Consider the following 22717-nt stretch of genomic DNA (forward strand, 5'->3'; position numbering starts at 1 on the left):
GTTCGGCGTTCCCGGTATCGACTTGCCGGTCCCCGGCATCGGCCGTGCTCGCTGGCAGCTCGAACTCATCCGGGTGAGAGCGGGAGAAAGCGCCGATTTTGAAGTGGAACCAAGAGGTCCAATTCGCCTTGCTTGCGTTCGGCTACTACAGCGGCGAGATAGACGGCGAAATGAATCCCGACCTGAGGGCCGGACTGCAGAATATGCAGGCGGACTACTCTCTGAAGGTAACCGGGACGATTACGCCCGAGACGCTAACTGCGCTCAGGATCGAGCACGCTAGTTGCAGATCTCGACCATGGCGCTCGCCACATCCGATACGCTAAACGAATCCAAAGTCCGACTGACAATCAGCCTTGCTTGTTCGGGCTTTGCCAGGTTCTCGGCATGCACCGTGCATTCGACAATGCCGCGGGCTTCTCCTGTCTTTGTGAACAACACCTCAAATTCGAAAACCTGTTCGCTAGCCTGGTGACGCCAAAGGTCGCACGTCAAGGCACCCTTCTTCACGATGCCGGTCGTCGGCCAGTCCTCATAGTAGAAGGATTCCGGGTCATGCGGATCTGGAATGTAGGTTCGTAAGGGCCGATACGAAACTGTCTCGGGTGATGCCTGACCGAAAAACGCGTCGGGACTGAAGGTGCGAAACACATCATGCTGCAGCAGACGGGCTGCTGCACTCACCGCGGAAGTATCCAAGCGCCCAAGCATTTTGGACATCTCTGCGATGTGTCGGGGGTTGTCGCCTAGTGCTCCAGAAGCCATCAGTTTCGAGATGTCGAGTCCCTGCGTCACCTTCGGTTTCGGTTCGGCAGGTGGCGATATACGCGTAACCTGCTTTTGAAATGACGGAGGTTTGGGTGGTAGCGGAAACTGTGTGGTGGGGGGTGTCGGCGGCAATCGCAAAGGCGCACCAGTCGCGGAATCCTCGTCGTCGTCTGTCCGGATACGCCGGAGTGCCAGCGAACCTTTCGCCTCGAACTCGAGGCGAACCTGCGATGCAGGGCGGGTGCCGTTGTTCGATATCGGCCAGCGCACCATAACGGGCGGCTCGATCTCGTCGCGGCCGTGATGGAGCTGCGACAGGATCGCGTGGCACCGTTCAATCCATTGCGGGTAAAGCACGTCGCGATATTTGCTAATATCGTCTTCGGCAGGGGAAGAGTACTCGATCTTCGTCACCTCGCCCGAAGCATCGGTCGTGCTCGACGGAGAGGGCGGCGTGAAGTCTGTTACGAGCGCATGCTTAAGTTTGAGTGCCGCGAGAAATCCCCCAATTTCCATTTGCGTGAGCGGGGTCGCGACCTTTCTAGTCGCGGCTATCGTGTTCGAACCGTCCGCGCTTTCGCAGGTGCCGATCGAAATCCTCGGCTCCTGCGCCCGATAGGCTTCTATTTCCCTTTTGAGCTCTTTGATCCTTTTGGCATCGTCCGTTGCCAGCGGAGGGCGTCGCCAGCTTTCGTCGATCATAAGGTACGGGATAGCTAGGCCATCAGCGGTCATGGCTGGTCCGGCATCTTCGGTGAACAATATTACGCGGTGTTCTGGGGACCGCGCGTTCAGCGTGGACACGATGCCGATGAGTCTCTCGTCGGTTTTCGTGTAATCGAGATGTTCCTCCAGCGCGGGATCCGGTTTCACGCTGGGCATGCGGCGCAACACGACCTTTGGCGAGGATGTCCGGATTTCGGATTCCAGTACCGAAAACTTCAGCATTTGGCGGACGCGCCGAAATATTTCGAGCGCGCGATCGCGCGTGCGGCTATTGGCATTCTTGTGCTTGTCGATCTCATCCAGGACGGGCTTCGCCAAGAGGATGACAATCGGATCGTAGCCGAGCTCTTGCCACGGCAGCTGGTCGAGTGGCTTGCACTCGAAGAAAAGGTTGGTGTCCGCAACCAGATGGATTTCCATTCCCGCCCCCTCGTCTGCCGGCTCGGATATTTGCTCTCCTTCAGGCAAATTCAAGCACTTTTGCCAATGGCCAACCAAAGCTTGGTATGTTGCCGTACGAAGAGCGGACGCGTCCTTCGCTTCCGTCACTCACGCCTGGCGCATGGGTTGCGTGTCAATTTGAAAGTTTGACCGGCTGCTATCCTCCCCGTTCCAGCCAATCATGACGCCGAAACCACATAAGCCGCCACTGGATGTTCGCTTTTTGTGCCTCAAAAGTCGCATAAATGGCAGTGTGGAACTCAACGGCGGCTCATTGGTTTTGCGGGTTCAGCTCGTGGAAAAGGTCCGTCGGCCTTCCATGAATGCGGGTTTCCGCATCGCCTACCTCGATTTGGTCGATGAACGCCGGACAGGCGAGGCGGAACCGTATCTCGCCCGAGAGCACATTCGCGCGCATGATTTCGACGAACGCGGCTATCTTTTCATCCGCAGTGAGAAACCTGCGTTTGACGGATGCAGTGGTGCTACGCTTGTGGAGCCCCGGGGCGTCTCTATGCGGCAATCCCTCATCGTGAGCCGATGCTATTGTGCAAGTTTCGCAGCACTGCGGGTGGCGATATCGCCCAAGACAGCATGAAGAAGCGTTCCAACTTCCTGTTCGGCGACCCCGGGTGCAATTCCTGATTCGGACAGTTGAACGAGAATTGCCTTGGCGGTGTTGCGCCAGAAGGCGTTCGCGTCTTCCCCGTTCTTGGATTCCAGGACCCGGGCGATCCCTTCGACCAACTTCCGCCGCCGATGCAGCGGAAACGCGCTTATCTTTGAATCACACATCGATCACCTCACCCCTTCAGTCGCGCGAATAAGCATTGGCGGGTGAGAAAATTTGGTTAACAGCGCTTTTGGACAATGGTCAGCAATGGAATAAAGCGTCTACCCAACAAGCCAAGAGGTGTACCGCGTGTTGATGATCGGCGCGTGCTGAACGGCATCTTCTGGGTGCTGCGCTCCGGTGCTCCATGGCGCGACCTGCCTCAGCGCTATGGCCCGCGCACCACCTGTTGCAACCGCTTCGTCCGATGGGGAAAAGCAGGTGTGTGGCTGCGCAGTAACGAGTCTACGGCCTAAGGTTTGCGGAGCCTCACGCCGGCGCGGCTGCCGTTCTCCGGGATGAACTCGACGCCGGCGGCCTAGAGGGCGACGCGCAAGGCAGCAACGGTTCGCTCTTGTGTGGGGCCCTGTCGGGCCGCGACATCTACTTAATGTCTACTCTAGACAGTAGCCGCGACCATAACTTTTGATAACAGGTCAGGGTCGCGGGATGCCGAGCCGCTTGAAATACCGAGTTACGTCCGGGTGCTCGCGATCGTCCTGCCTCAACCGTGCAAGCGCGTCATCATCGCCGGCGAGCGCCATAGCCAAACCGGGAGCGCTTATTCTCCACGGAGCACCGGGCATTGTCTGGTTGTGAAGACGGTGCTTGATCACCAGCCGCCTGAGTGTGTCTTCGCTTACGTTGTAGTCGTGCCTGAACAGATCAATGGCCTCTGGACCGTGATCGCCTCTGCCCGTGGGATGTAGAGCGGCCGAAGCCGTTCGCCTGTTTCTGGCGCTGTTTTGACAGGGAGCGCATTGGTCATTCGGCTCATCGCGCTTTTCTGCGGCCCGCCGTTTCGCCCGACATCAGGGAACGATATCTCCCCCCATGTATTAGAAACCCATGGACACTATGGAACCCCACGGCCACGGGATGGCGGCCGATCTTTTGACATCGGAAGTTGCCAATGCCAGGCAGCGCATCCACCGGACCGAGCTCGCGCTTCAACGCACTGAAGAAATGCTGGCCGAAAATCTCGCGCTGTGCAGCAGGATACGAACTGCGGTCGAGTCCGCAGACCGCTTGGTGAAGATCGATCCCCCCAGCTTTGAAGGACGTCGCGCGGTTGAACTGGGCCGGCGTTTCATTCGCCTTGCGGCACCCTGCCGCAAGAGCCTGCCCGTTGGCATCACAGCGTGAGCAAACATTGGACAGAAGCATTTCAACGTTCACGATGTGCAACGCCGACGCTAGATAGACACGAATTTCAGTTCAAAGAGCGAGGTTAATGCTGCGGCAAACGAAGGGGGCACGGGGGGGTCTTCGCGCGAGCCAGTTATCCGATCTCCCGCTCAGAAATTTCTACCAAATATTCCGACCTCCTGATGGAACCCATTCGTTGCGGGCGAGTTGCGGCTGATTGGGACGGACTTCCCGAACATGACAACCAGCAACAAAGCAGACCATCAGTCTGTCTCCGAAGCGTTTCGGAAACTGATCCGTTCCGAAGGCTATCGTCATCACGTACAAACGTTCTTAAATCTGGGGGTCGAACCAGAACTGCCGCCAACCCTTCAGTCATTACTTGCGGCTATTGATCGGGCCAAACAGGGGCCGACGGAAGAAGGTCCCTAGCCGGCTGGCTGAGCGTCAGGCTCGCTTCGTGGCTTGTTCCCCTGATTCCCACTCAGAAGCTATCAAACATTCTTCTTGATTTTTCCCGACAGAGGATCATGAATGTTCCCTTGGCTTCTCGCTGAGGTGGGAGGCCTTGTATGAACGTTTGGACGAACTGCCGACCCGACAAGGTGACTGCCAAACACCTTGTTCACGAGCTGATCCTACAAGCCCGTCGCGGCCAAATCATCTCCGTCAAAGAGACTATCGCAGCGGTGCGCCGAGACGGGCCACATCTGGCGGAAACTGACTGCGAGCTGGTGGAGTTTATTGTCAATGTTGCCCCAGCCTTTGGCCTGTTCGTCGGGTTCGATCTTCGCGAATAGCCTCATGGCAACCCGTTGGTTCTCGCCTGCGGTGTACGTCAGGACAGACCGACCTAGGATTGTGGGAGAAAGGCGGCTCGAGGCGCGTCAATAGGATCGAGGAGGAGCATGAGGGTCTTCGCGAGCCGGTGTCCGATCCCCACCACAGAAATTCTACAAACATTCCTGACTGTCGCGGCCCAGCGCCGTACCAATTTGTACAATTCGTACATGGCCTTGATGCCGCTCAGGTAGGGAGTAGAGTACCCTTCGGCGTGTTCCTGGGGAGGGCTGGATGAGCGTCGCGCGAAGGGTCGGTCCGTTTCTAGAACAAGCAATTACTGTACTCCTCAACAGGGCGGACCGTCGCGATACGGTCTCGATCAAAGCGGCACTACGCGAAGCTCGCGAGACTGCGCCTAATTTGGTGGCCTCCGACGAAGAACTAACCGAGGCAATCGTCGAGGCAGCAACTGCCATGGGCCTCTGCGTGGCTTTCGACGCCCGGGAGTAGCTGTCAGCCAACTTCAGTCACTGTGGCATCGCAACGGAAGCGCGCAGTCCTGCGTCATTTTCAATAGTCAGAGGTAATCCGCAATTACCGTCGCAAGCTGCTAAATCTGCCTGTAGAACGGAAGCTCCCGGCTGAGCAAAGGTATTTGCTGGAGAAACTTGATCGGGCCGACAAAGAGTGACGTATGGCTCTCCACTGGTTCAACCCTCCGGTCCCGGTCAAGACCGAGCGTCCCGGGATCATCCACAATGTCAACAACGCCGAGACAGCCGGCGAGGAGCTGATGAAGTGGACCAAGCGTGGCCCTTGGTGGGACCTCGCGGTGCGTGTTTGCATGGCCGTGATTTTCGACGAGATGGAACCTGAGGAGGCTCGCAAGGCGTTCCTGGCTGCTGCAAAAGAGGAGGGGACATTACTCCCCCAATGAGAACTAGCTAAATTGGATGCGGTATAAGGTTCTAGGTGTCTATTACCAACACCGCCTTCGCGAAAGGAGCCCGCCGCCGGTGAGGGAGAGGCGACGGACCCCCCTACACGGCTGCAGATCACGAAGAATCCCGCTGCCACCTCTAAACCCGCGAGGGCCTACATCGTTCCGTTAGCTGCGGCTAAAGCGGGGTTGGTCGGCGGGCTCTTGCCGCTCTAAGTTCCCCCTTATGGGTCCTCTCTGGTTCTCTCCCCCGGTCTACGTGAAGACGAAACGTCCGGGCATTCGCAATGGGGTCAGCCACCTCGAGGGAGCCGCCGAGGAACTCATGGCGTGGGACACAAAGGGCCCCGAGGTGGACCAAGGCGGTCCAATCCTGCGTCGACGCGTTCGAGGGCAGGATGTCCCCCATGAGGTCCGTGAAGCCTTTGAGGCGGCTGCCAGGGAGGCCAACGTGTATCTCTCCCCTGAGTAGGAGGTATCATGGCGCCCATCTGGTTCGTCCCTCCGGTGTTCGTGAAGACTGAAACCGGTGTCAGGCATGGCTGCAACAATGCGAAGGAAGCCCTTGAGCAGCTCAACATGTGGACCCGGCGAGGGCCTCTCTGGCACAAGGCGGTGATCCTCTGCATGTCAGCCTTGGAGGGCGATTCGATTGACCCGCACATAATACGAAAGGCCTTTGAGGCTGCCGCTAAGGAGGCCAACGTGTATCTCTCCCCTGAGTAGGAGGTGTCGTGGTAACCCATTGGTTCTCCCCTCCGGTGTACGTCAAGACCGACCGACCTGGGGTCACCTACGAGTGCAACAACGTCGAGGGTGCCGCCGAGGAACTCATGAAGTGGACCAAGATGGGACCTAAGTGGAGGAAGGCTGTGCAACTGTGCGCCGACAGGAGGTCCGTCAGGCTTTCGAGGCTGCTGCCAAGGAGGAAGGGGTGCTCCGTGAGTAGCAGGCCGGTGCCCATGGCTATGTTGGGACGGACCCGCTAGGCTGTCCGAATGCTGACCAAGTCCGCGCTGCTCGAAATAGACCCGGATACGAGAGCATTCACTCTGGCCGGCGCATTTATGGGCCATTTTGCACTTCTTGAAACTGGCATCGGAGCTTGCTCTGGGCGAGGTACTTGGCGTCTATGGGGCACGTCGAGGTAAGGGGACCGGAACCGGAATGTCAGGCATCTAAAGCCGATGGCAGAAACCGGATACGGATGTCGAAAAGGCCGACCGCCTCGTGTTCGACCTCGACCCGGTGAAGGCCTCGATTTTGAGGCCGTCCGCGCCGCTGCCTTTCAGTTCCGCGCTATCCTTGAATCGCTGGGGCGGGGTCGCGCTGACCAATCCTTGCCCGATCTGTAGCGGCCGACGCGGGAAGAAGGCAGTAAAGCCGGGATTTAAAGGGCAACGCGGCGCTCATGGCCTTGCCTGATTGGAACCTGCGGAGATCGGCCTCGTTTGGCTGAAGCAATGGCAAAAATCGATCCGAGGACCGTCGCCAGTCTTTTGAAGGAATACGCACAACGGGCGTCTTTGCGCGGCGACAATCCCTATCGCACAAAGGCATACTTGCGCGCGGCAGACAGTCTGACGGCGCTGTCGCAGCCGCTTGATCGGATCATCGCCGCCGGCGCCCTCACCAAGATCCCGGGGATCGGTGACGATCGCAGACATCGTGACCAAGCTTTACCAAACCGGCACGCACCCAAGCCTTGAGAAGCTGCGCGAGGATGTTCCAGCGGACGTGATGGAGCTGTTTGCCATACCCGGGCTTCGTCCCGATAAGATACTGAAGCTTCATCAGGCGCTCGGCGTGAGCTCGCTGGCGGAGCTCGAGGCCGCAGCAAGAGAAGACCGCATACGCCCAGTCAAAGGCCTCGGCGCCGCGCTTCAGACAAAGCTGCTGCAGAACCTGGCCATCGTGCGAAGCGGCGAAACGCAACTTCACCTGCACAAGGCCGCCGCCCTTCTCGAACATGCGGTCATATCGGTGAAGCAAGAGCATCCAGAGTTTTCGCGCGTCGAAATTGCAGGTGACTTCCGACGCGGTTGCGAGCTCGTTTCCGACTTCGCCCTGGTAGCGCAGGCCAGAAAGTCGACTGTAACCGAGGATACGACCCTCAGGCTTGTTGTCACGGACAAGAAGCATTTTGGCGCGCGCCTGCTCGAAGCAACCGGTTCGGCAGACCACCTCAAGCAACTGAAGACGTTCGCGGCCGACAAGGGATTCACCCTAAACGCCGACGGGCTTCATCGCGGGAGAAAGCTGATCGCGTCAGCGACAGAAGAAGAAATCTACCAAGCTCTAGACTTGCAGTTTATCGAGCCTGAATTGCGCGAAGGCAGGGACGAGATTGAGCGAGCGGCAAAGCAGAAGCTACCCGCCCTCATTCGGGATGAAGATCTGCATGGCATCCTGCATTCTCACACGACCGCATCCGATGGCACCGAAACGCTTGAGGCAATGGCTGAAGCCACGCGTAGGCGCGGTTTCGAATACTATGGTGTCGCCGATCATTCGCAGTCCGCTCACTACGCAGGCGGCCTTTCGTTGCAGGAGCTTGCTGAACAGCACCGCGAAGCTGACCGGCTGAACAAGGCATACAATGGAAAATTTCGCATACTGAAGGGCATCGAGGCGGACATCCTGGCGGATGGCTCGCTCGATTACCCGAATGATATCTTGGAGCTGTTCGATTTCGTCGTCGCGAGCGTGCACAGCCGCTTCAAGTTGCCCAAGAAGGAACAGACGGAGCGTATCATTAAGGCGATCGGAAATCCTCGGACAACAATCATCGGGCACATGACCGGTCGCCAGCTGTTGCGCCGGCCCGGTTATGATCTCGACGTCGACAAAGTCCTCAAAGCGTGTGCGAAGCACGGCGTCGCTGTCGAAATCAACGCGCATCCGTGGCGACTTGACCTCGACTGGCGCTGGCATCAAAAGGCACTCAATCAGGGCTGCATCTTCAGCATCAATCCGGACGCTCATTCGATCCGCGAGCTCGACCACATGCATTGGGGTGTCGAGATGGCGCGCAAGGGCGGTGTCCCTGCGAAGCGGGTCCTGAACGCGATGCGTTTGGCGGCCCTCCTTGCGCATCTCGCACGGCGCAGGCAAACGTCCTAACCTGGCTGTGCGCCCGGCCTATCAGCGCAGGAGTCCGTCTTTCTCAAAATCTTCCCAGCCGCGCAAACTGGAGTGCGAGTTCTCATCGGGGCCAAAGCCAGCTGAAGCTGCAGTTCCGCGACCGCTTCTTTGAGCGCGTTTCATAGCGGCCTTCCCCGCGCCACGCCGCCTATTCTCTGCAGCTGTCGCTGCGTCCTGTTCGCGCCAGACCGTGACCAGGTCGCGGTCAAGGACATCCTCGACGTGCTGCGGGTCGAACACGTGAAAGGTGATGTTCCTTGCCCGCCCGCGGAGTTTCACCGTTTTCGTCCCGGCGCTCTGCAAGCGACCGTCTTTCAGCCAGCGGTGCCGTTCGGCCGTCGAGATCGTCAGAATGTCCTCGATTTCACGGGGGATTACGGGCAGGTCTTCGATATTCCGCATTGCTTTGGATACGATCCCGAATACCACCTGCACATCATTCTGGGCGCCCTCAGACAGGTGCACGGTAAGCACGCGGGACTCGATATGGAGCAGTTTCCTGAACTCCGTTGGAAGGCGGCGCGTATTTCGAGAAAAATACCCCTCGCTCTGACGGTCCAAGCGTTGCAGCCGGGGTTAAAGGCCACTCTCCAATCAGCTTCGCTGTTGCACTGCTTTTTCGGCGCGTGAACATGCCCCTTTATATAGGTCACCGATTGTCGGCAGCGATGAGCCGATCGCAAAGCCAACATGAGTTCTAATCCGCCAGCGGTCTGAACCGCGATGCCCTAAAGGCGCAACCACGATTGTTAGCGGGGGCGCTTGCAACCCCGGCTAGCAGGAAGCGGCCGAGTTGATCTCGAAGTGCGATATCAGGCGCGTTGCCGCCTGGCGGCTGTACGTGGGCCACAACCTGACCGCCCGTGATTGGGAGCCACATGGCTAAAGCGGCTGTTCCGCTATTGAGCCTCGACATGCGTTTTCGGGACCCACCCCGTCGGATTCAATCGCGAATCCCGCATCGATCGCGCTTCGCGCAATGAGATCGCCAAGTTGCCAGTCCGTGAGTTCGCAAAAGGGAAGCATTCTCCTCACGGTGTGGCTAACCTCGGATATCGAAATGCTCGGGCTGCCGATGTTGTCGATCAGGTGGCGGACAATCGCTTGGCGAACGTCCGATAAGGTAGGCGTCTGCGCGAGCGCAGGCATCACCCGGCCCTATGAATGGAGCCGTGGTTCTGCGGCCACGGCTGTTTTTAAGTCGAACGCGACTGGCACACCGTGAATAATGGATGCTGCCGCCAAGAGCTCCTCCAGCTCGCGGTCGGTGGCCCTGCATGCGGGCATGAGTGTTCGGATGGCGCGGATTGCCTGTGCTATCGAAAGGAAGTGGGCCTTGCCTCTGGAGAGAACATAGGCTTCGGCGGCTCTTTCAACCGTGACTGTGTCAAAAGTGGTGGTCATCGAGAATTCCTCCCTGAACCCTGACCCACACGATTTACGGCACGAATTCGGTAGCTTGCAAGGGTTTGTCTGATTTAGGACAGTTAGGCGGAGGCTAGGCCGAAGTGACTTTGCTCCTCCTCCCCGTAAGCACCATGCGTGAGTCGTATCATTCCAACGCGGTCGATAATCGTGATCTCGCCGCGCTTGGCGTGAACCAGCCCCCGATATTCAAGCATTTGGAGGGCCGTGGTAACGCCGGGGCGCTGGGCACCAAGCATTGTCGCCAGGAATTCATGCGTCAGGTAGATCTTATTTCCTTCGACGCGGTCTTGGACCATCAGCAACCAGCGGGCCAAGCGCTCCTCGATTTTGGAGTGGCCGTTGACCAGTGCCGTCCGGGACGACTGGATGAGGAACGCGTGGGCATAGCGAAGCAGCGACTCACGAAGTGACAGGCTGTCTGCAATCGCTGAGCGAAGGTTTTCAACCGGGAGGATCCAGCCATTACCTGCGACTTGGATATAGGTTTCATTGGGCGACTTGTCCTGGCCGAGAATAACGGCAACTCCTGTCATGCCGTCATGGCCGACGATGCCGACTTCGCTTTGCCGCCCTCCGGTCATCGTGGCGACCACCGACGCGATGCCCATCTCTGGAAAATAGACACGCTCGATCGGATGATATGCGACCTCCAGCTGGTCCTTGATGCCCAGTTCGACGTGATGCAGTGACGGCCTCAAAAGCGCGAAATCCTCCGAGGAGAGGGTTTTCAATACATGGTTGCGAAGAAGGGATTGGGGCATGGCTCTCTCTCCCATGCGGGCAAGAGCACGTACCTCTTACTGTCGGCTGCGTCCGACGCGCTGGCGGCCGATGTGGGAAGCATAGGCTTCAAATGTGCGGTTGGCAAAGAGTCCGTGCCTGGCGAAAGGCTCGGGGAATGTCGGCTTGAGTCCCGTAGGTGGTGGGCGCTTCTTATGACTTATGAGGCCGGTCACGAATGTCCGGAACCGGCCTAAGCAGATCGGCAGGTTTCGAGCATCGAGTTGGCAAAAGCAGTCGTTCAGCTCACGTGATGAGTTTCGGGCGCCGTCGCCTTGCGCTTACCGACATTGTGCTTCACCCGTTCCGGCCCTCTTCTTAAGCGCAGTAACTTTGAAACAAATCCTGCCGGCAGGCGTTCCAGCATGGCGGGCGGCGTTGCCGGAGGACCCAATGCCCGACGAATACAATGACATCGTCATCCCCCAAGACCACGATGCATCGCCACTTCGGGAGGAGGAGTATTTTGTCCTCTGCCCGGGGTGCGGCCAAGCGTTCGACATCAGGTGTATGGCAGAGGCGCTTCATCACAACGAGCTAGGCCACGAGCCATACGACCTCGACCGTAGTCGGCAGTGATCGACGACCGTCGATGAGCGTTTGGAGATGTCCCTTCAGGCCTCTATACGAGCCGGGTCGAGACCAGCACCGAGGGTAAGCTCTCGCTCATCTGGCCGGTCACGTTGCCGACCGATCGGCCTGACGAATCCCTGTCGCGAGGGCGGATCTTCGCCGGCACGCTATGTCTTGACGATACCTTGCGGGCTTTCAGCAACGACTTGATGCCGTTGTGGTCGTCGTCGATGCGGCCGCGGCCGACCGAAAGCTTCGACAACGTATGCACCGCATGCGACAGTTGTTGTTCATCCAGGGCGACGGCGCCTACTCCACCGCAACCATGTCGCCCAGTTCTGTCACGACGCTCCGAAGCAGACCTGCTCCCGGCATCGGGTGCCGGGACCAACATGTGATCTCCATAATGCGTAAGAGCCGGAGGCCCATCGCCGAAGACAAGGCGCTCATTGCAGAGAAAGGTTAACGATCGATCGGATGCCCGCGTGCCTTCACGCGCAATGTTGCTGGGCGCCTCCTTCGACAGCGCGCACATGCGATACGTCCTGGCCGCGCGCGCCGCCTGTTGCCGAGAGCGACGATCGCGAATGCGCGAACGGCTGGACGGCAGGTGAAGCGGGGTCGCGATAGGCGCACATCGGACTTGCTTCACCGGTAGTCCGAAGACGCCAGCGACACTATCTGACCGAAAGCAAACAGAAGCTAGGCGTGCCCCACTGAAAGCACAAGCAAGCGCAAACGTTCCTGGACTGATGCTCGGCTGGCGGCAACTTGCTCGCCAGCCGAGTTTATCTTAGCCGGTGGTCGGGGGAGACCAGCCAGCCACACGCTGGTGATTCCAACCCGAGCCGATGTGCCAATCAGCAACCTTCGTCGGTCTTTTTCACCTGGCCTGGCGCGGCGGTTTTGGCTGTCGTGTCCTGCTGACCTGGCGCCGCCTGCTGAGCGCTGCCAGTCTGCTGGCCGGGCGCGCAGTCTCTGGCCGAGTTCGCATTTGTGGTGCCGCTGGTCGTGGTCGTGTCGGTGCCTTGATCGCCGGACATGTTGGTGCCGCTGCTCGTCGTGCCGGTGCCCTGATCCGTCGTGCTGGGCATGGTTGTCGTGGTCGAGGTGCCGCTCGTCGAGGTTCCGCTCGAAGTTCCGCTGGTCGTCTGGGCAAAGGAAAGCCCGGCCGACACCGCCAGTACGGCCGAAGCCAAAAGGATGCGTTTCATGTTCTTTCTCGCGGTGTGCGCTGGCAAATCCAACAGGCAGATAGAAAGAGTGTTCCCCCAAGAAGCTCAACTTTTGTCACTCTGGTCGTAGGCCAGCCTTAAAGTGGCGGACGTATATTAGAATCTCTTGAAGAAGACGCTGCCCGCACCAGAATCCGTGGCATGGCTCGGGGAATAGACATTGGTGACCAGGTGGCCATTACGGCCAGGGTTCGAAGGCGGATAACAGAGGACCGCGTAAGCGTGTCGATCCCAGGCTACGACTTCCCACATTCCATCATCGACCACACCAAGGTGAACCGAGGGCCAGCAAATCGACCTGAAAGGCGAGGTCACGCGCATCGACGAGGACACCGTGACGATCGACCTCGGGCCGCTGGTCACGGTCGACCGTGACAAGGTCCGGTAGAAATATCGGCCGCCAAACCGACGAAAGGCACTTGTCGTTGCCCCGGATTAGAACCGACAACATCGCGACGGGCTATGAGGGCAGGCCGCATGACGGGCCGGTAGAAGACGAGTCGAAGCACTTGGTCTACTGCCCAGTCTGCGGCCAAACGTTCGACGCGCGCGATCTTGGACAGGTCTTCCACCACGCTGAGTCCCAGCACGAGCCGCTTCCGGTCGAGCAATAGTCCAGCTAGTTGAGCTCCGGCGGCAGACCGACGTCGAGACCCTTCAGCGCGCCACCGCGTACGTTGGATGAGAAAAGGGTGCTGCGTGCACCGCGCCTTCCCCGCGCGCCGATGTTCCACCTGGACCGCAAAAAAGTCCCGCCGCACTGCCAGAACGGCGGGACCGATCAAACGCTTTGCACCAGGCGGGGGGATGCCGGGGGGTTGGGCTTGCCAGGTGAGCGCGGACCGTAACCAACCCTAAGCGCCACAGCGGCAACGCGTCCACCAACCGCCGGTTGGAGCGATAGGACGATTGAGCGGTCGGCAGGTCAGGTCATCCCGGGTCGCTATCGCTCGCAACCAGACGATAGCGGAAATTGTTGCGGATGTGGTCGTTGAAGTAGCGGCCCTTGGCGAACGCGGCCCGGAACGCGGCAAAGGTTTCCGGCGGTACCCCCTCAAACTCGTACCGCTTGTCGCTGGCCACAAACCAGACAGAGAGGATTCTTCTGTCAGGATCGTATTCCGTTTTGCGTATCGAAGTAGATGGCATGAGCACCACAGCCCGAGGCCCGCGCCTTGCGGGGAGCGCGGGCCGATCGGAATACCGATCTGCAGCAATACCTGGAGGGGGAGGATTCGCTGCGTGCACCGAACTTTCGCGGCGATCCCGTGTTCCATCGAGATACACAAAAAGCTGGCTGCACCTTTCGGCATCACGCGGACGTTGGATTTCTGAGAAAGCGCGAGCGTCAATACTAACTTCTGGTGATGGAATTTTCCCGTGAGATAGGCACGCTCCACGGCGAAAGGAGTGCCCCGCCATGACCGTCCTCGCCTACAACCTTGCCAATGACATCAAAGGATTATGGAGGGTCGTCTTCGTGCCGGACGAACTGCATTTGTATGTGGAATTCAGCCAGCCAGACGCCGACACAAACCCGGCTGATTGGATGAGCGTTGATGATTTCCTTGCATGGCGGCCGAAAGGCGCACTCCACGAGCGAGCGCGCGACAGCTTGGTTTCGCTCATTTGCAAGGCGCTGACAGGGCGGTGAGACACGGGAAACCCGCACCGAGATCGAGTGCGAGCGCCGCGAGTGGGCCTAGGGCCCCACAAGCCAGTGCGACCCCGCCGCCGGCAAACCGCGGCGGGCGAGTGCCTCGGGGACACGATGGTAGATTACTAATGCGTTCGCGCGTGTGGCCTTAAGTCGCAAACTATTGGCTTCAGAAGCAGGGCGTAGGGCTTCATTGATGGTGCTACCAACACCATATGGTGACCCATAGCCCTCCAAAACGAGAGAAGCTCGTCCCGACGGGTCGCACTGCGGCCGTCAGCTGGTAATTGCTACGAACTAGGAAACCATCATGCCTGAAAATACCAGACCAACTTCGAGAGACGTCCCCCTCATTCAGCTAGGCCTCTATCAGTGCCGCTTCCCGGTGAGCGAAGACGCTTCTGTACCTGGCGGTTATCGTTTTTGTGCTGGGCCAACTTCGCCGGATCGCGTCTACTGCGATCACCACCACAACATTGTGACCGCCGTGGACCCTCGTCGAGCCCGTTCGGGTCTTCACCTCGCTCAACCACGCGCCGCGTAAGCCTGACTGGCGGCGGCCTCCCGGCCAGGCGCTATGGGCTCCAAGGCCTTGGCTACGACGTTGCCATCGGCTCGGTCTGGCCCATCCTGCCTTATGCCGTCTTCGCCGATGTATCCCCCGTCGCCCAATTGAGAACGACGACTTCTCGCCGAGCCTTTCAGCTCGCTCTCGCACAAACGCGTCGGCTCCAAAGGTTTGTCTGTCAGCACATCTTCAATGTGCCCGCGCCTGAAGCCCCAACATCTTCTGCGACCAAACCGCGTACCTGGCACCGCCGATCGGTTGCTGCGGCGGATTTTCGCTGTTCGCAGCTGAACAATGCCTATCAACCTTGTCATCGCACCTAGTCGCACGTAGCGGCCGTTCGAATTCTCATCGCTCGGCGCGATGTTTGGTCCGTCTGGCCAGAAGAGCGGAGCAAGCCATTGACACCCACGAAGTTGCTGATTGGGCAGATCGCTGTCGTATTCGCAATTGTCATTCTTGGCGTGTGGACTGCAACCCAATGGTGCGCCCACATGCTCTTCTATCAGCCGCCACTCGGCGCGCCATGGTTTGTGACAGTCGGCTGGCCGATCTACCAGCCGTGGAAACTGTTCGAATGGTGGTTCCAATTTGACGCCTATGCGCCTGAAGTCTTCGACAAGGCTGGCATACTTGCCGGAGCCAGCGGGTTCCTGGGCTGTGCCGCCGCGATAGCTGGGTCCCTCTGGCGCGCACGGCAGCGGGGGTTGGTCACCACCTATGGGTCCTCACGATGGGCCATGAAGCTGGAGATCGAGAAGGCGGGGCTGTTTCAGCCGGCCGGCGTTTTCCTTGGCGGACTGAATTATCGCTATCTGCGCCATGACGGACCAGAACACGTCATGGCCTTTGCGCCGACACGTTCGGGCAAGGGCGTCGGACTCGTTGTTCCAACCCTTCTTTCCTGGACCGGCTCGGCCGTCATTCACGACATCAAAGGCGAGAACTGGCAGCTGACCTCTGGCTGGAGGTCGAAGTTCTCGCACTGTCTCTTGTTCAATCCGACCGATCCGAGATCGGCGCGGTACAACCCGCTGCTGGAAGTGCGCAAAGGTCCAGATGAGGTCCGCGACGTTCAGAACATCGCCGACATTCTCGTCGATCCGGAAGGCGCGCTGGAGCGGCGGAACCATTGGGAGAAGACCAGTCATTCACTCCTAGTTGGCGCCATCTTGCACGTGCTCTACGCCGAAGAGGAAAAGACACTCGCCCGTGTCGCCACCTTCCTGTCGGACCCGCAACGCTCATTCGCTGCGACACTGCAGCGGATGATGACCACAAACCACCTCGGCACGGTGGACAAGCCTCAGGTCCATCCGGTCGTGGCCTCGGCGGCTCGTGAGGTGCTGAACAAGTCAGAGAACGAGCGCTCAGGCGTTCTCTCGACCGCCATGTCGTTTCTCGGGCTCTATCGTGATCCAACGGTGGCCGCGGCAACATCGGCCTGCGACTGGCGCATTGCCGACCTTGTGGATGCCGAGCGACCGATGTCGCTGTATCTGGTCGTGCCGCCGTCGGATATCTCGCGCACTAAGCCCCTGGTGCGATTGGTGCTCAATCAAATCGGCCGGCGGCTGACCGAGCGCCTGGAGGGCGATCCAAAGAAGAGCCGCAAGCATCAGCTCCTGATGATGCTGGATGAATTTCCGGCGCTCGGTCGGCTCGACTTCTTCGAGACTGCGCTCGCCTTCATGGCAGGCTACGGCATCCGCGCTTATCTGATAGCGCAATCGTTGAACCAAATCTCCAAGGCCTATGGCGAGAACAACGCCATTCTCGACAATTGCCATGTGCGGATTGCCTTTTCCTCAAATGACGAGCGCACGGCCAAACGCATCTCGGACGCGCTCGGTACCGCGACGGAACTCAGATCGATGCGCAACTATGCCGGCCATCGGTTGGCGCCCTGGTTGTCCCACGTCATGGTAAGCCGCCAAGAGACCGCTCGCCCCCTGCTGACGCCGGGTGAGGTGATGCAGTTGCCGCAGGCTGACGAACTAATCCTGGTTTCGGGATTGCCGCCGATTCGCGCCAAGAAGTTGCGTTATTACCAGGATCCGAATTTCACGGAGCGAGTGCTGCCTTCGCCGGTGCTGCGCGACGGTGCCTACGCGGACCGGCCCACGTCGCGCCCGGACGATTGGAGTGGACAGGTGCGCGGCGTGGATCGGCGTCTTGCTGGCGATGACGACAGTGCCGGCGCGGCAATCGAAGACGGAGGTGTCCAGCAGCAGCGCCATCCGGGCCTGCGCGAAGAACGGACCCTCGTCGTCCAGGAGCCTGATCAGGGCGATCTGTTCACGCCCGCAGACGATGACTGCGAGACGCTCGCCGACAAGCGCGTCATGGATCGGATTTCCACCGCCGCACGTGCGTACGGCCTCAACGAGGGAATGGGCGACGACAAGGACATCGTGCCCGGCTTCTGAACGGCGCGCCATACGCGGGCGCATCTCAGCGTAGATAACGGCCGTAAGCGATTTCGAGGATCTCGACGATGCTCGTTCCCGTCGCCGGTGCATCAGCGCCGGTCAGAGGGAACGAGCAGCATGAAGCCCCACCGCATTCGTCACCAGTTTTTGCTTGAACCCGAGTTGAGCGAGAAGCTGGAGAACCTCAGCCGCAATTCATCGACCACCAAATCGGCCATTGTGGCGCACGCGGTCGAGACCTTTATCGAGCAGCGTGGGGAGAATGAACTCGACCAGCGCTACGGCAAGAGGCTCGACCGTCTTTCCCGCGACCTCGGACATGTCAGGCGCGATGTCGAGATGATCCTGGAGAGCCTGGCGCTCTTCATCCGCTTTTCGATCACGCTTCATGCTCACACGCCGGTGCCGGACAGGGCCACGCAAGCGATTGCCCAGGAGCGCTTCGACAAATTCGTTGAACAGGTCGGCCGCCAGATCGCTTCCGGGAAACGGTCACTTGGCACCGACGATCGCAGGGGAGGGGAAGGATGAGTTCTCATCCGGAAGCCGACCATCGCCGCCGCGCCATGCTGCGCACCGCCATGGGTCCGGCGATCACCGAAGCCCTTGCCGATCCGACCGTCATTGAGGTGATGGTCAATCCCGACGGTGCGCTGCGGCTCGACCGGTTGGGTGAAGGCCGGGTCGACACCGGCGTGCACATGCATCCTTCTGAGGCCGAACGCATCATCCGCCTGGTCGCCTCCCACGTGCGCGCCGAGGCGCATGCTGACAATCCGATTGTCAGCGCCGAATTGCCATCGGGCGAGCGCTTCGAGGGTCTGCTGCCGCCTGTCGTGCTGGGGCCATGCTTCGCCATCCGAAAGCCTGCGGCGAAACTCTACACGTTGGCCGACTATGTCGCCGACCGGGTCATGCTGCCGCTGCAGGCCGATGCGCTGAAGAAGGCGGTCCGCGAGCGGCGCAACATCCTGGTCGCCGGCGGCACGTCGTCGGGCAAGACAACACTTGCCAATGCGCTGCTGGCACAAGCCGCCGATTGCGACGAGCGGGTGATCCTGATCGAGGACACACGCGAACTGCAATGCGCGGCGAAGGATTGCGTTGCCTTGAGGACGAGGCGGGGGGCGGTCACGCTCGCCGATCTCGTGCGCTCGACCCTGCGGCTCAGACCCGACCGCATCATCGTGGGCGAAGTCAGGGGCGCGGAAGCCCTGGACATGCTGAAGGCATGGAACACCGGGCATCCCGGCGGCATCGCGACGGTTCACGCCAATTCGGCGCGCTCCGCTCTCTACCGTATCGAGCAGCTCGCCCAGGAAGCCGTCGTCACCGTTCCCCGCCGCCTCATCGCTGATGCGGTAGATCTGATCGTCTTCATCGCTGGGCGCGGATCCTCGCGCCGCATTGACGCGATCGCTGAGGTCACCGGTCTCGACAGCAGCGGTGATTACGCCGTCACCCCGCTCACGCTTCCGCAACTCCAGCAGTTTTGAAAGGTCACTCATGCGCAAGAAGCTTCGCTTCCTTTCGTCCACCGCGCTCGCGTTTCTTCTCACCGTCCCGGCCCACGCAGCGGGCTCCGGCATGCCTTGGGAACAGCCGCTGCAGCAGATCCTTGAGTCGGTGCAGGGACCGGTCGCCAAGATCGTCGCAGTGATCATCATCATCACCACCGGCCTGACCCTTGCTTTCGGTGACACGGCAGGCGGTTTTCGCCGGCTGATCCAGATTGTCTTCGGCCTGTCGATCGCCTTCGCGGCATCGAGCTTCTTTCTCTCCTTCTTCTCCTTCGGCGGCGGGGCACTCGTTTGATGGCCACCGGAGAGCAGCATATCGAGGGTTTCGAAGTCCCCGTTCACAGGGCATTGACTGAGCCGATCCTGCTGGGCGGCGCGCCGCGAGCGGTGGCGATCCTCAACGGCACGGTGGCCGCGGCAATAGGCCTTGGCCTGCAGCAGTGGATCGCCGGACTGGCGCTCTGGATGGCCGGCCACACGCTCGCGGTCTTTGCCGCTCGCCGCGATCCGGACTTCGCCAGCGTGCTTGTCCGTCATCTTCGCCTGAAGGGGTGGCTTGCATGCTGAACCTTTCGGAGTATCGCGGCAAAGCCGATCGGCTTGCCGATCATCTGCCCTGGGCCGCTTTGGTCGCGCCCGGCATCGTGCTAAATAAAGACGGTAGCTTCCAGCGAACCTTCCGGTTCCGTGGCCCCGACCTTGAAAGTGCGACCGAAGCCGAGTTGGTCGGCATCTGCGCACGAGCCAACAATGCGCTACGAAGGTTGGGCTCCGGATGGGGGTTGTTTTTCGAGGCCGAGCGCGTTGAAGCGCTGGGCTATCCGAGCTCGGCTTTTCCCGATGCTGCCTCATGGCTGGTCGATGAGGAACGGCGCGCGGCCTTCGAGGGCAAGGTCGCGCACTTCGAGAGTGGCTATCATCTGACCTTGGTCTTCATGCCGGCGCCAGATGGCCAGGCGCGGGCGGAAAGCGCACTGGTCGACTCGCATCACTCGGGAGGGGCTAGAGACTGGCGCCAGGAGCTGGCGTGGTTTCGCGACGGGACCGACCGCGTCCTGGATTTGCTGTCCGGCTTCATGCCGGAAGTGCGCGCCCTCGATGATGCCGAGACGCTAACCTATCTGCACGGCACAATCTCGACCTACCGCCATCCGGTCGCCATGCCGGAAACGCCAATGTATCTCGACGGTGTTCTGGTTGACGCGCCGCTTACCGGCGGCCTGGAGCCGATGCTGGGTGAGCAGCATCTGTGCACCCTCACCATCCTTGGTTTCCCGAACGTCACCCGGCCAGGGATCCTCGACGCGCTCAACCATCAGGATTTCGCCTACCGCTGGATGACGCGCTTCATCCCGCTCGACAAGACGGAAGCCACAAAGACACTGACCCGGTTGCGCCGTCAGTGGTTTGCCAAGCGCAAATCGGTCGCAGCCATCCTGCGCGAGGTCGTGACCAACGAACCCGTCCCTCTCGTCGATAGTGACGCCGACAACAAGGCGCTCGATGCGGATGCCGCCCTTCAGGCATTGGGCGGCGATCACGTCGGCTTCGGCTATCTCACCACAACGGTGACGGTATGGGACCAGGACCGGCAGGCCGCCGCGGAAAAGCTCCGAGCGGTTGAGCGCATAGTCAATGGGCTCGGCTTCACCACGATCCGTGAAAGCATCAATGCGGTCGAGGCGTGGCTCGGCTCGTTGCCCGGTCATGTCTACGCTAACGTTCGCCAGCCGCTCGTTCACACGCTGAATCTTGCCCATGTCATGCCGCTGTCGTCGGCGTGGGCCGGTCCGGTGGATAACGAGCATCTCGCCAACGTGACTGGGACCGAATCCCCGCCGCTTCTGTTCGCAGAGACCAACGGGTCGACACCGTTTCGGCTTTCCACCCACGTCGGCGATGTCGGCCACATGCTGGTCGTTGGGCCGACCGGTGCCGGCAAGTCGGTTCTGCTCGCGCTAGTCGCTCTGCAGTTTCGACGCTATGCCGGGGCGCAGGTCTATGTCTTCGACAAGGGCAATTCGGCTCGTGCGGCAACACTGGCCATGGGCGGAGAACACCACGCGCTGGGCTCGGATGGTGCGCTTGCCTTCCAGCCACTGAGCAATATCGGCGACCAGGCTACTCGCAGCTGGGCGGCGGAATGGATCGCCGGCCTCGTTGCCCATGAGAATGTCAGCGTTACGCCCGAGGTAAAGGAGGCGATCTGGTCGGCACTCATCAGCCTTGCCACTGCGCCGGTGCAGGAACGCACGCTGACTGGCCTGTCGGTTCTGCTTCAGTCCAATGGGCTCAAGGCCGCGTTGATGCCCTACACGCTCGACGGTCCCTTCGGCCGGCTGCTCGATGCCGATGAAGATCGGCTGGCTTTGTCGGATGTGCAGTGTTTCGAGACCGAAGAGCTGATGCACCAGGAAGGCGCCGTGCTGCCGGTGCTCACCTATCTCTTCCATCGCCTCGAGGAGCGGCTCGACGGCCGGCCAACACTGCTCATGCTCGACGAGGCCTGGGTCTATCTCGACAACCCGCTCTTTGCCGCCCGCATCCGCGAATGGCTGAAGGTGCTGCGAAAGAAGAACGTCTCCGTCATTTTCGCCACGCAGTCACTTGCAGACATCGCTGGCTCTTCCATCGCGCCGGCGATCATCGAGAGCTGCCCACAGCGCATTTTTCTCCCCAATGACCGTGCCGTGGAACCGCAGGCGCGGGCAGCCTATGAGCACTTCGGCCTGAACGAGCGGCAGATCGAATTGGTCGCCCGTGCCACACCGAAGCGCCAGTATTATCTGCAGTCGCGCCGCGGCAACCGCCTCTTCGAGCTCGGGCTCGGCCCGATCGCTCTTGCGCTCTGCGGCGCCTCTGATCCGGCCACGCAAGCTTTGATCGACAGCGTCCTGTCAGAGCACGGGCAGGACAGCTTTGCTTCCCGGTTCCTGAGTGCGCGCGGCCTCGATTGGGCTGCCGAGCTTCTCCAGCAATTCCCTCAACCAGACAAGGAGCAATCGTCATGATGCGGCGCCGCCTTCTCACCAGCCTGATCACCGTTTCCCTAATCGCAAAACCGATGGCCGACTACGTCCAGCCGGCCCACGCCCTAATCGTGTTCGATCCGTCGAATTATGCGCAGAACGTGCTGACAGCGGCACGTTCCCTGGAGCAGATAAACAACCAGATCCAGTCGCTTCAGAACCAGGCGACGATGCTGCAGAACATGGCGCGCAACCTTCAGCGCCTGGATTTTTCTTCCGTCGGCCAGCTCACAGGTTCGCTCCAACGGATCGACGGCCTGATGACCCAGGCCAGCGGCCTGAGCTTCGATCTCGACAAGCTTCAGAACCAGTGGCGTGTGCAATATCCGGAAAGCTACGACGCCACAATCAAGGTCAGCGATGTGGCGAGCGCCGCGCGCGAGCGCTGGCAAAACGCCATGCAGGCGTTCCGCCAAACCATGAGCGCGCAGTCGCAGATCGTGGAGAACGTGCGGGCCGACGGCGACCTGCTTACCGATCTCGTCAACCGCAGTCAGGGCGCGGCAGGTGCCCTTGAGGCAAGCCAGGCCACCAATCAGCTGATCGCGCTTTCGACCAAGCAGCAGATTCAGATCCAGACGCTGCTCGCGACCCAGTTCCGGGCTGAAGCCGAAGATGCTGCCCGCAAGGCGCAGTCCGAGGAAGCCGCCCGCGAGACGACGAAGCGTTTCCTGGGCACCGGAACGGCCTATCCCGGCAACTGATCAGCAGT

25 protein-coding genes and 3 pseudogenes are annotated in these 22717 nt (G+C 60.2%); 20 read left to right on the forward strand and 8 right to left on the reverse strand.

Going from position 1 to position 22717, the window contains the following annotated elements:
- Positions 1-7: 7 nt before the first annotated feature.
- Positions 8-109: pseudogene (locus tag NKH67_RS24740) on the forward strand (damage-inducible protein); the annotation flags it as partial.
- The gene (locus NKH67_RS24745; protein WP_352911341.1) at positions 99-326 is read left to right on the forward strand and encodes a peptidoglycan-binding protein; all 228 of its coding nucleotides are present in this window, start codon (positions 99-101) and stop codon (positions 324-326) included. The pseudogene NKH67_RS24740 and the gene NKH67_RS24745, both read left to right, overlap by 11 nt.
- Here the strand turns inward: NKH67_RS24745 and NKH67_RS24750 are convergent.
- Positions 280-1914, reverse strand: a complete 1635-nt coding sequence (locus NKH67_RS24750; protein WP_353031931.1) for a PIN domain-containing protein — start codon at positions 1912-1914, stop codon at positions 280-282. The two genes, NKH67_RS24745 and NKH67_RS24750, sit on opposite strands and share 47 nt — an antisense overlap.
- Before the next feature lie 202 nt (positions 1915-2116).
- On the opposite strand from NKH67_RS24750, the gene NKH67_RS24755 reads away from it, so the two are divergent.
- Entirely contained in the window at positions 2117-2533 is a 417-nt protein-coding gene (locus tag NKH67_RS24755; RefSeq protein WP_353031960.1) for a hypothetical protein, read from the forward strand.
- Here the strand turns inward: NKH67_RS24755 and NKH67_RS24760 are convergent.
- The gene (locus NKH67_RS24760) at positions 2479-2730 is read right to left on the reverse strand and encodes a DUF6074 family protein (protein ID WP_352911349.1); all 252 of its coding nucleotides are present in this window, start codon (positions 2728-2730) and stop codon (positions 2479-2481) included. The genes NKH67_RS24755 and NKH67_RS24760 overlap by 55 nt on opposite strands.
- A 75-nt stretch (positions 2731-2805) precedes the next feature.
- Between NKH67_RS24760 and NKH67_RS24765 the strand changes: the two are divergent.
- The 9 genes and pseudogenes from NKH67_RS24765 to NKH67_RS24810 form a co-directional block, all read left to right on the forward strand.
- A pseudogene (locus NKH67_RS24765) lies at positions 2806-3003 on the forward strand (transposase); the annotation flags it as partial.
- Between the two features lie 643 nt (positions 3004-3646).
- On the forward strand, positions 3647-3913 hold the full coding sequence (locus NKH67_RS24770) for a hypothetical protein (RefSeq protein WP_352911352.1): 267 nt from the start codon (positions 3647-3649) through the stop codon (positions 3911-3913).
- Between the two features lie 240 nt (positions 3914-4153).
- Positions 4154-4348, forward strand: a complete 195-nt coding sequence (locus tag NKH67_RS24775) for a hypothetical protein (RefSeq protein ID WP_352911355.1) — start codon at positions 4154-4156, stop codon at positions 4346-4348.
- Positions 4349-4488: 140 nt separating this feature from the next.
- Complete coding sequence (locus NKH67_RS24780) at positions 4489-4716, forward strand: hypothetical protein (RefSeq protein WP_352457911.1); 228 nt, start codon at positions 4489-4491, stop codon at positions 4714-4716.
- Between the two features lie 274 nt (positions 4717-4990).
- Positions 4991-5209 (forward strand): hypothetical protein, encoded by a 219-nt coding sequence (locus NKH67_RS24785; protein ID WP_352911358.1) that lies wholly within the window; start codon positions 4991-4993, stop codon positions 5207-5209.
- Positions 5210-5393: 184 nt separating this feature from the next.
- Positions 5394-5636 (forward strand): DUF982 domain-containing protein, encoded by a 243-nt coding sequence (locus tag NKH67_RS24790; RefSeq protein WP_352911361.1) that lies wholly within the window; start codon positions 5394-5396, stop codon positions 5634-5636.
- 483 nt (positions 5637-6119) lie between these two features.
- Positions 6120-6365, forward strand: a complete 246-nt coding sequence (locus NKH67_RS24800) for a DUF982 domain-containing protein (RefSeq protein WP_352911367.1) — start codon at positions 6120-6122, stop codon at positions 6363-6365.
- Positions 6366-7102: 737 nt separating this feature from the next.
- Positions 7103-7348: a hypothetical protein gene (locus NKH67_RS24805; protein WP_353031935.1), complete on the forward strand. Its 246-nt coding sequence runs from the start codon at positions 7103-7105 to the stop codon at positions 7346-7348.
- Positions 7308-8762: a PHP domain-containing protein gene (locus NKH67_RS24810; protein WP_353031937.1), complete on the forward strand. Its 1455-nt coding sequence runs from the start codon at positions 7308-7310 to the stop codon at positions 8760-8762. Before NKH67_RS24805 ends, NKH67_RS24810 begins: the two co-directional genes overlap by 41 nt.
- 21 nt (positions 8763-8783) lie before the next feature.
- On the opposite strand, the pseudogene NKH67_RS24815 reads toward NKH67_RS24810, so the two are convergent.
- The 6 genes and pseudogenes from NKH67_RS24815 to NKH67_RS24840 all read right to left on the reverse strand — a co-directional run bounded on the left by NKH67_RS24815 (position 8784) and on the right by NKH67_RS24840 (position 13948).
- Positions 8784-9417: pseudogene (locus NKH67_RS24815) on the reverse strand (hypothetical protein).
- A gap of 524 nt (positions 9418-9941) precedes the next feature.
- The gene (locus NKH67_RS24820) at positions 9942-10187 is read right to left on the reverse strand and encodes a hypothetical protein (protein ID WP_352479079.1); all 246 of its coding nucleotides are present in this window, start codon (positions 10185-10187) and stop codon (positions 9942-9944) included.
- Between the two features lie 83 nt (positions 10188-10270).
- Entirely contained in the window at positions 10271-10972 is a 702-nt protein-coding gene (locus NKH67_RS24825; protein WP_352910901.1) for a Crp/Fnr family transcriptional regulator, read from the reverse strand.
- A 641-nt stretch (positions 10973-11613) separates the two neighbouring features.
- The gene (locus tag NKH67_RS24830) at positions 11614-11826 is read right to left on the reverse strand and encodes a hypothetical protein (RefSeq protein ID WP_352594726.1); all 213 of its coding nucleotides are present in this window, start codon (positions 11824-11826) and stop codon (positions 11614-11616) included.
- A 598-nt stretch (positions 11827-12424) separates the two neighbouring features.
- The gene (locus NKH67_RS24835; RefSeq protein WP_352594728.1) at positions 12425-12778 is read right to left on the reverse strand and encodes a hypothetical protein; all 354 of its coding nucleotides are present in this window, start codon (positions 12776-12778) and stop codon (positions 12425-12427) included.
- 951 nt (positions 12779-13729) lie between these two features.
- Positions 13730-13948, reverse strand: a complete 219-nt coding sequence (locus tag NKH67_RS24840; protein WP_352910898.1) for a KTSC domain-containing protein — start codon at positions 13946-13948, stop codon at positions 13730-13732.
- Positions 13949-14219: 271 nt separating this feature from the next.
- Here NKH67_RS24840 and NKH67_RS24845 point away from each other — a divergent pair, with 271 nt between their 5' ends.
- The 8 genes from NKH67_RS24845 to trbJ all read left to right on the forward strand — a co-directional run bounded on the left by NKH67_RS24845 (position 14220) and on the right by trbJ (position 22709).
- Entirely contained in the window at positions 14220-14453 is a 234-nt protein-coding gene (locus NKH67_RS24845) for a hypothetical protein (RefSeq protein ID WP_352467844.1), read from the forward strand.
- Between the two features lie 972 nt (positions 14454-15425).
- Complete coding sequence (locus NKH67_RS24855) at positions 15426-17453, forward strand: conjugal transfer protein TraG (protein ID WP_352610158.1); 2028 nt, start codon at positions 15426-15428, stop codon at positions 17451-17453.
- Positions 17454-17573: 120 nt separating this feature from the next.
- A complete protein-coding gene (locus NKH67_RS24860; RefSeq protein ID WP_352910894.1) occupies positions 17574-17987 on the forward strand; it encodes a CopG family transcriptional regulator in 414 nt (137 codons plus the stop codon).
- Positions 17984-18952: a P-type conjugative transfer ATPase TrbB gene (gene trbB, locus NKH67_RS24865; protein WP_352720257.1), complete on the forward strand. Its 969-nt coding sequence runs from the start codon at positions 17984-17986 to the stop codon at positions 18950-18952. The genes NKH67_RS24860 and trbB overlap by 4 nt, the downstream gene beginning before the upstream one ends.
- A gap of 10 nt (positions 18953-18962) precedes the next feature.
- Positions 18963-19271 carry a TrbC/VirB2 family type IV secretion system protein gene (locus tag NKH67_RS24870; protein WP_352528997.1) on the forward strand — a complete coding sequence of 103 codons (309 nt, stop codon included), beginning with the start codon at positions 18963-18965 and terminating at the stop codon, positions 19269-19271.
- Positions 19271-19543: a VirB3 family type IV secretion system protein gene (locus NKH67_RS24875; RefSeq protein WP_352746273.1), complete on the forward strand. Its 273-nt coding sequence runs from the start codon at positions 19271-19273 to the stop codon at positions 19541-19543. The genes NKH67_RS24870 and NKH67_RS24875 overlap by 1 nt, the downstream gene beginning before the upstream one ends.
- Positions 19537-21987: a conjugal transfer protein TrbE gene (gene trbE, locus NKH67_RS24880; RefSeq protein ID WP_352917937.1), complete on the forward strand. Its 2451-nt coding sequence runs from the start codon at positions 19537-19539 to the stop codon at positions 21985-21987. The genes NKH67_RS24875 and trbE overlap by 7 nt, the downstream gene beginning before the upstream one ends.
- The gene (gene trbJ, locus NKH67_RS24885) at positions 21984-22709 is read left to right on the forward strand and encodes a P-type conjugative transfer protein TrbJ (protein WP_023718720.1); all 726 of its coding nucleotides are present in this window, start codon (positions 21984-21986) and stop codon (positions 22707-22709) included. The genes trbE and trbJ overlap by 4 nt, the downstream gene beginning before the upstream one ends.
- Positions 22710-22717: the final 8 nt, after the last annotated feature.

The sequence above is a fragment of the Mesorhizobium sp. M0968 genome, from assembly GCF_040319065.1.
Taxonomy (GTDB): Bacteria; Pseudomonadota; Alphaproteobacteria; order Rhizobiales; family Rhizobiaceae; genus Mesorhizobium.

Bases quoted from the DNA above. Each gene is read 5' to 3' on its own strand.
- NKH67_RS24750 (WP_353031931.1), bottom strand. From the start codon at position 1,914: ATGGAAATCCATCTGGTTGCGGACACCAACCTTTTCTTCGAGTGCAAG.
- NKH67_RS24755 (WP_353031960.1), top strand. From the start codon at position 2,117: ATGACGCCGAAACCACATAAGCCGCCACTGGATGTTCGCTTTTTGTGC.
- NKH67_RS24760 (WP_352911349.1), bottom strand. From the start codon at position 2,730: ATGTGTGATTCAAAGATAAGCGCGTTTCCGCTGCATCGGCGGCGGAAG.
- NKH67_RS24770 (WP_352911352.1), top strand. From the start codon at position 3,647: ATGGCGGCCGATCTTTTGACATCGGAAGTTGCCAATGCCAGGCAGCGC.
- NKH67_RS24775 (WP_352911355.1), top strand. From the start codon at position 4,154: ATGACAACCAGCAACAAAGCAGACCATCAGTCTGTCTCCGAAGCGTTT.
- NKH67_RS24780 (WP_352457911.1), top strand. From the start codon at position 4,489: ATGAACGTTTGGACGAACTGCCGACCCGACAAGGTGACTGCCAAACAC.
- NKH67_RS24785 (WP_352911358.1), top strand. From the start codon at position 4,991: ATGAGCGTCGCGCGAAGGGTCGGTCCGTTTCTAGAACAAGCAATTACT.
- NKH67_RS24790 (WP_352911361.1), top strand. From the start codon at position 5,394: ATGGCTCTCCACTGGTTCAACCCTCCGGTCCCGGTCAAGACCGAGCGT.
- NKH67_RS24800 (WP_352911367.1), top strand. From the start codon at position 6,120: ATGGCGCCCATCTGGTTCGTCCCTCCGGTGTTCGTGAAGACTGAAACC.
- NKH67_RS24805 (WP_353031935.1), top strand. From the start codon at position 7,103: ATGGCAAAAATCGATCCGAGGACCGTCGCCAGTCTTTTGAAGGAATAC.
- NKH67_RS24820 (WP_352479079.1), bottom strand. From the start codon at position 10,187: ATGACCACCACTTTTGACACAGTCACGGTTGAAAGAGCCGCCGAAGCC.
- NKH67_RS24825 (WP_352910901.1), bottom strand. From the start codon at position 10,972: ATGCCCCAATCCCTTCTTCGCAACCATGTATTGAAAACCCTCTCCTCG.
- NKH67_RS24835 (WP_352594728.1), bottom strand. From the start codon at position 12,778: ATGAAACGCATCCTTTTGGCTTCGGCCGTACTGGCGGTGTCGGCCGGG.
- NKH67_RS24840 (WP_352910898.1), bottom strand. From the start codon at position 13,948: ATGCCATCTACTTCGATACGCAAAACGGAATACGATCCTGACAGAAGA.
- NKH67_RS24845 (WP_352467844.1), top strand. From the start codon at position 14,220: ATGACCGTCCTCGCCTACAACCTTGCCAATGACATCAAAGGATTATGG.
- NKH67_RS24860 (WP_352910894.1), top strand. From the start codon at position 17,574: ATGAAGCCCCACCGCATTCGTCACCAGTTTTTGCTTGAACCCGAGTTG.
- trbB (WP_352720257.1), top strand. From the start codon at position 17,984: ATGAGTTCTCATCCGGAAGCCGACCATCGCCGCCGCGCCATGCTGCGC.
- NKH67_RS24870 (WP_352528997.1), top strand. From the start codon at position 18,963: ATGCGCAAGAAGCTTCGCTTCCTTTCGTCCACCGCGCTCGCGTTTCTT.
- NKH67_RS24875 (WP_352746273.1), top strand. From the start codon at position 19,271: ATGGCCACCGGAGAGCAGCATATCGAGGGTTTCGAAGTCCCCGTTCAC.
- trbE (WP_352917937.1), top strand. From the start codon at position 19,537: ATGCTGAACCTTTCGGAGTATCGCGGCAAAGCCGATCGGCTTGCCGAT.
- trbJ (WP_023718720.1), top strand. From the start codon at position 21,984: ATGATGCGGCGCCGCCTTCTCACCAGCCTGATCACCGTTTCCCTAATC.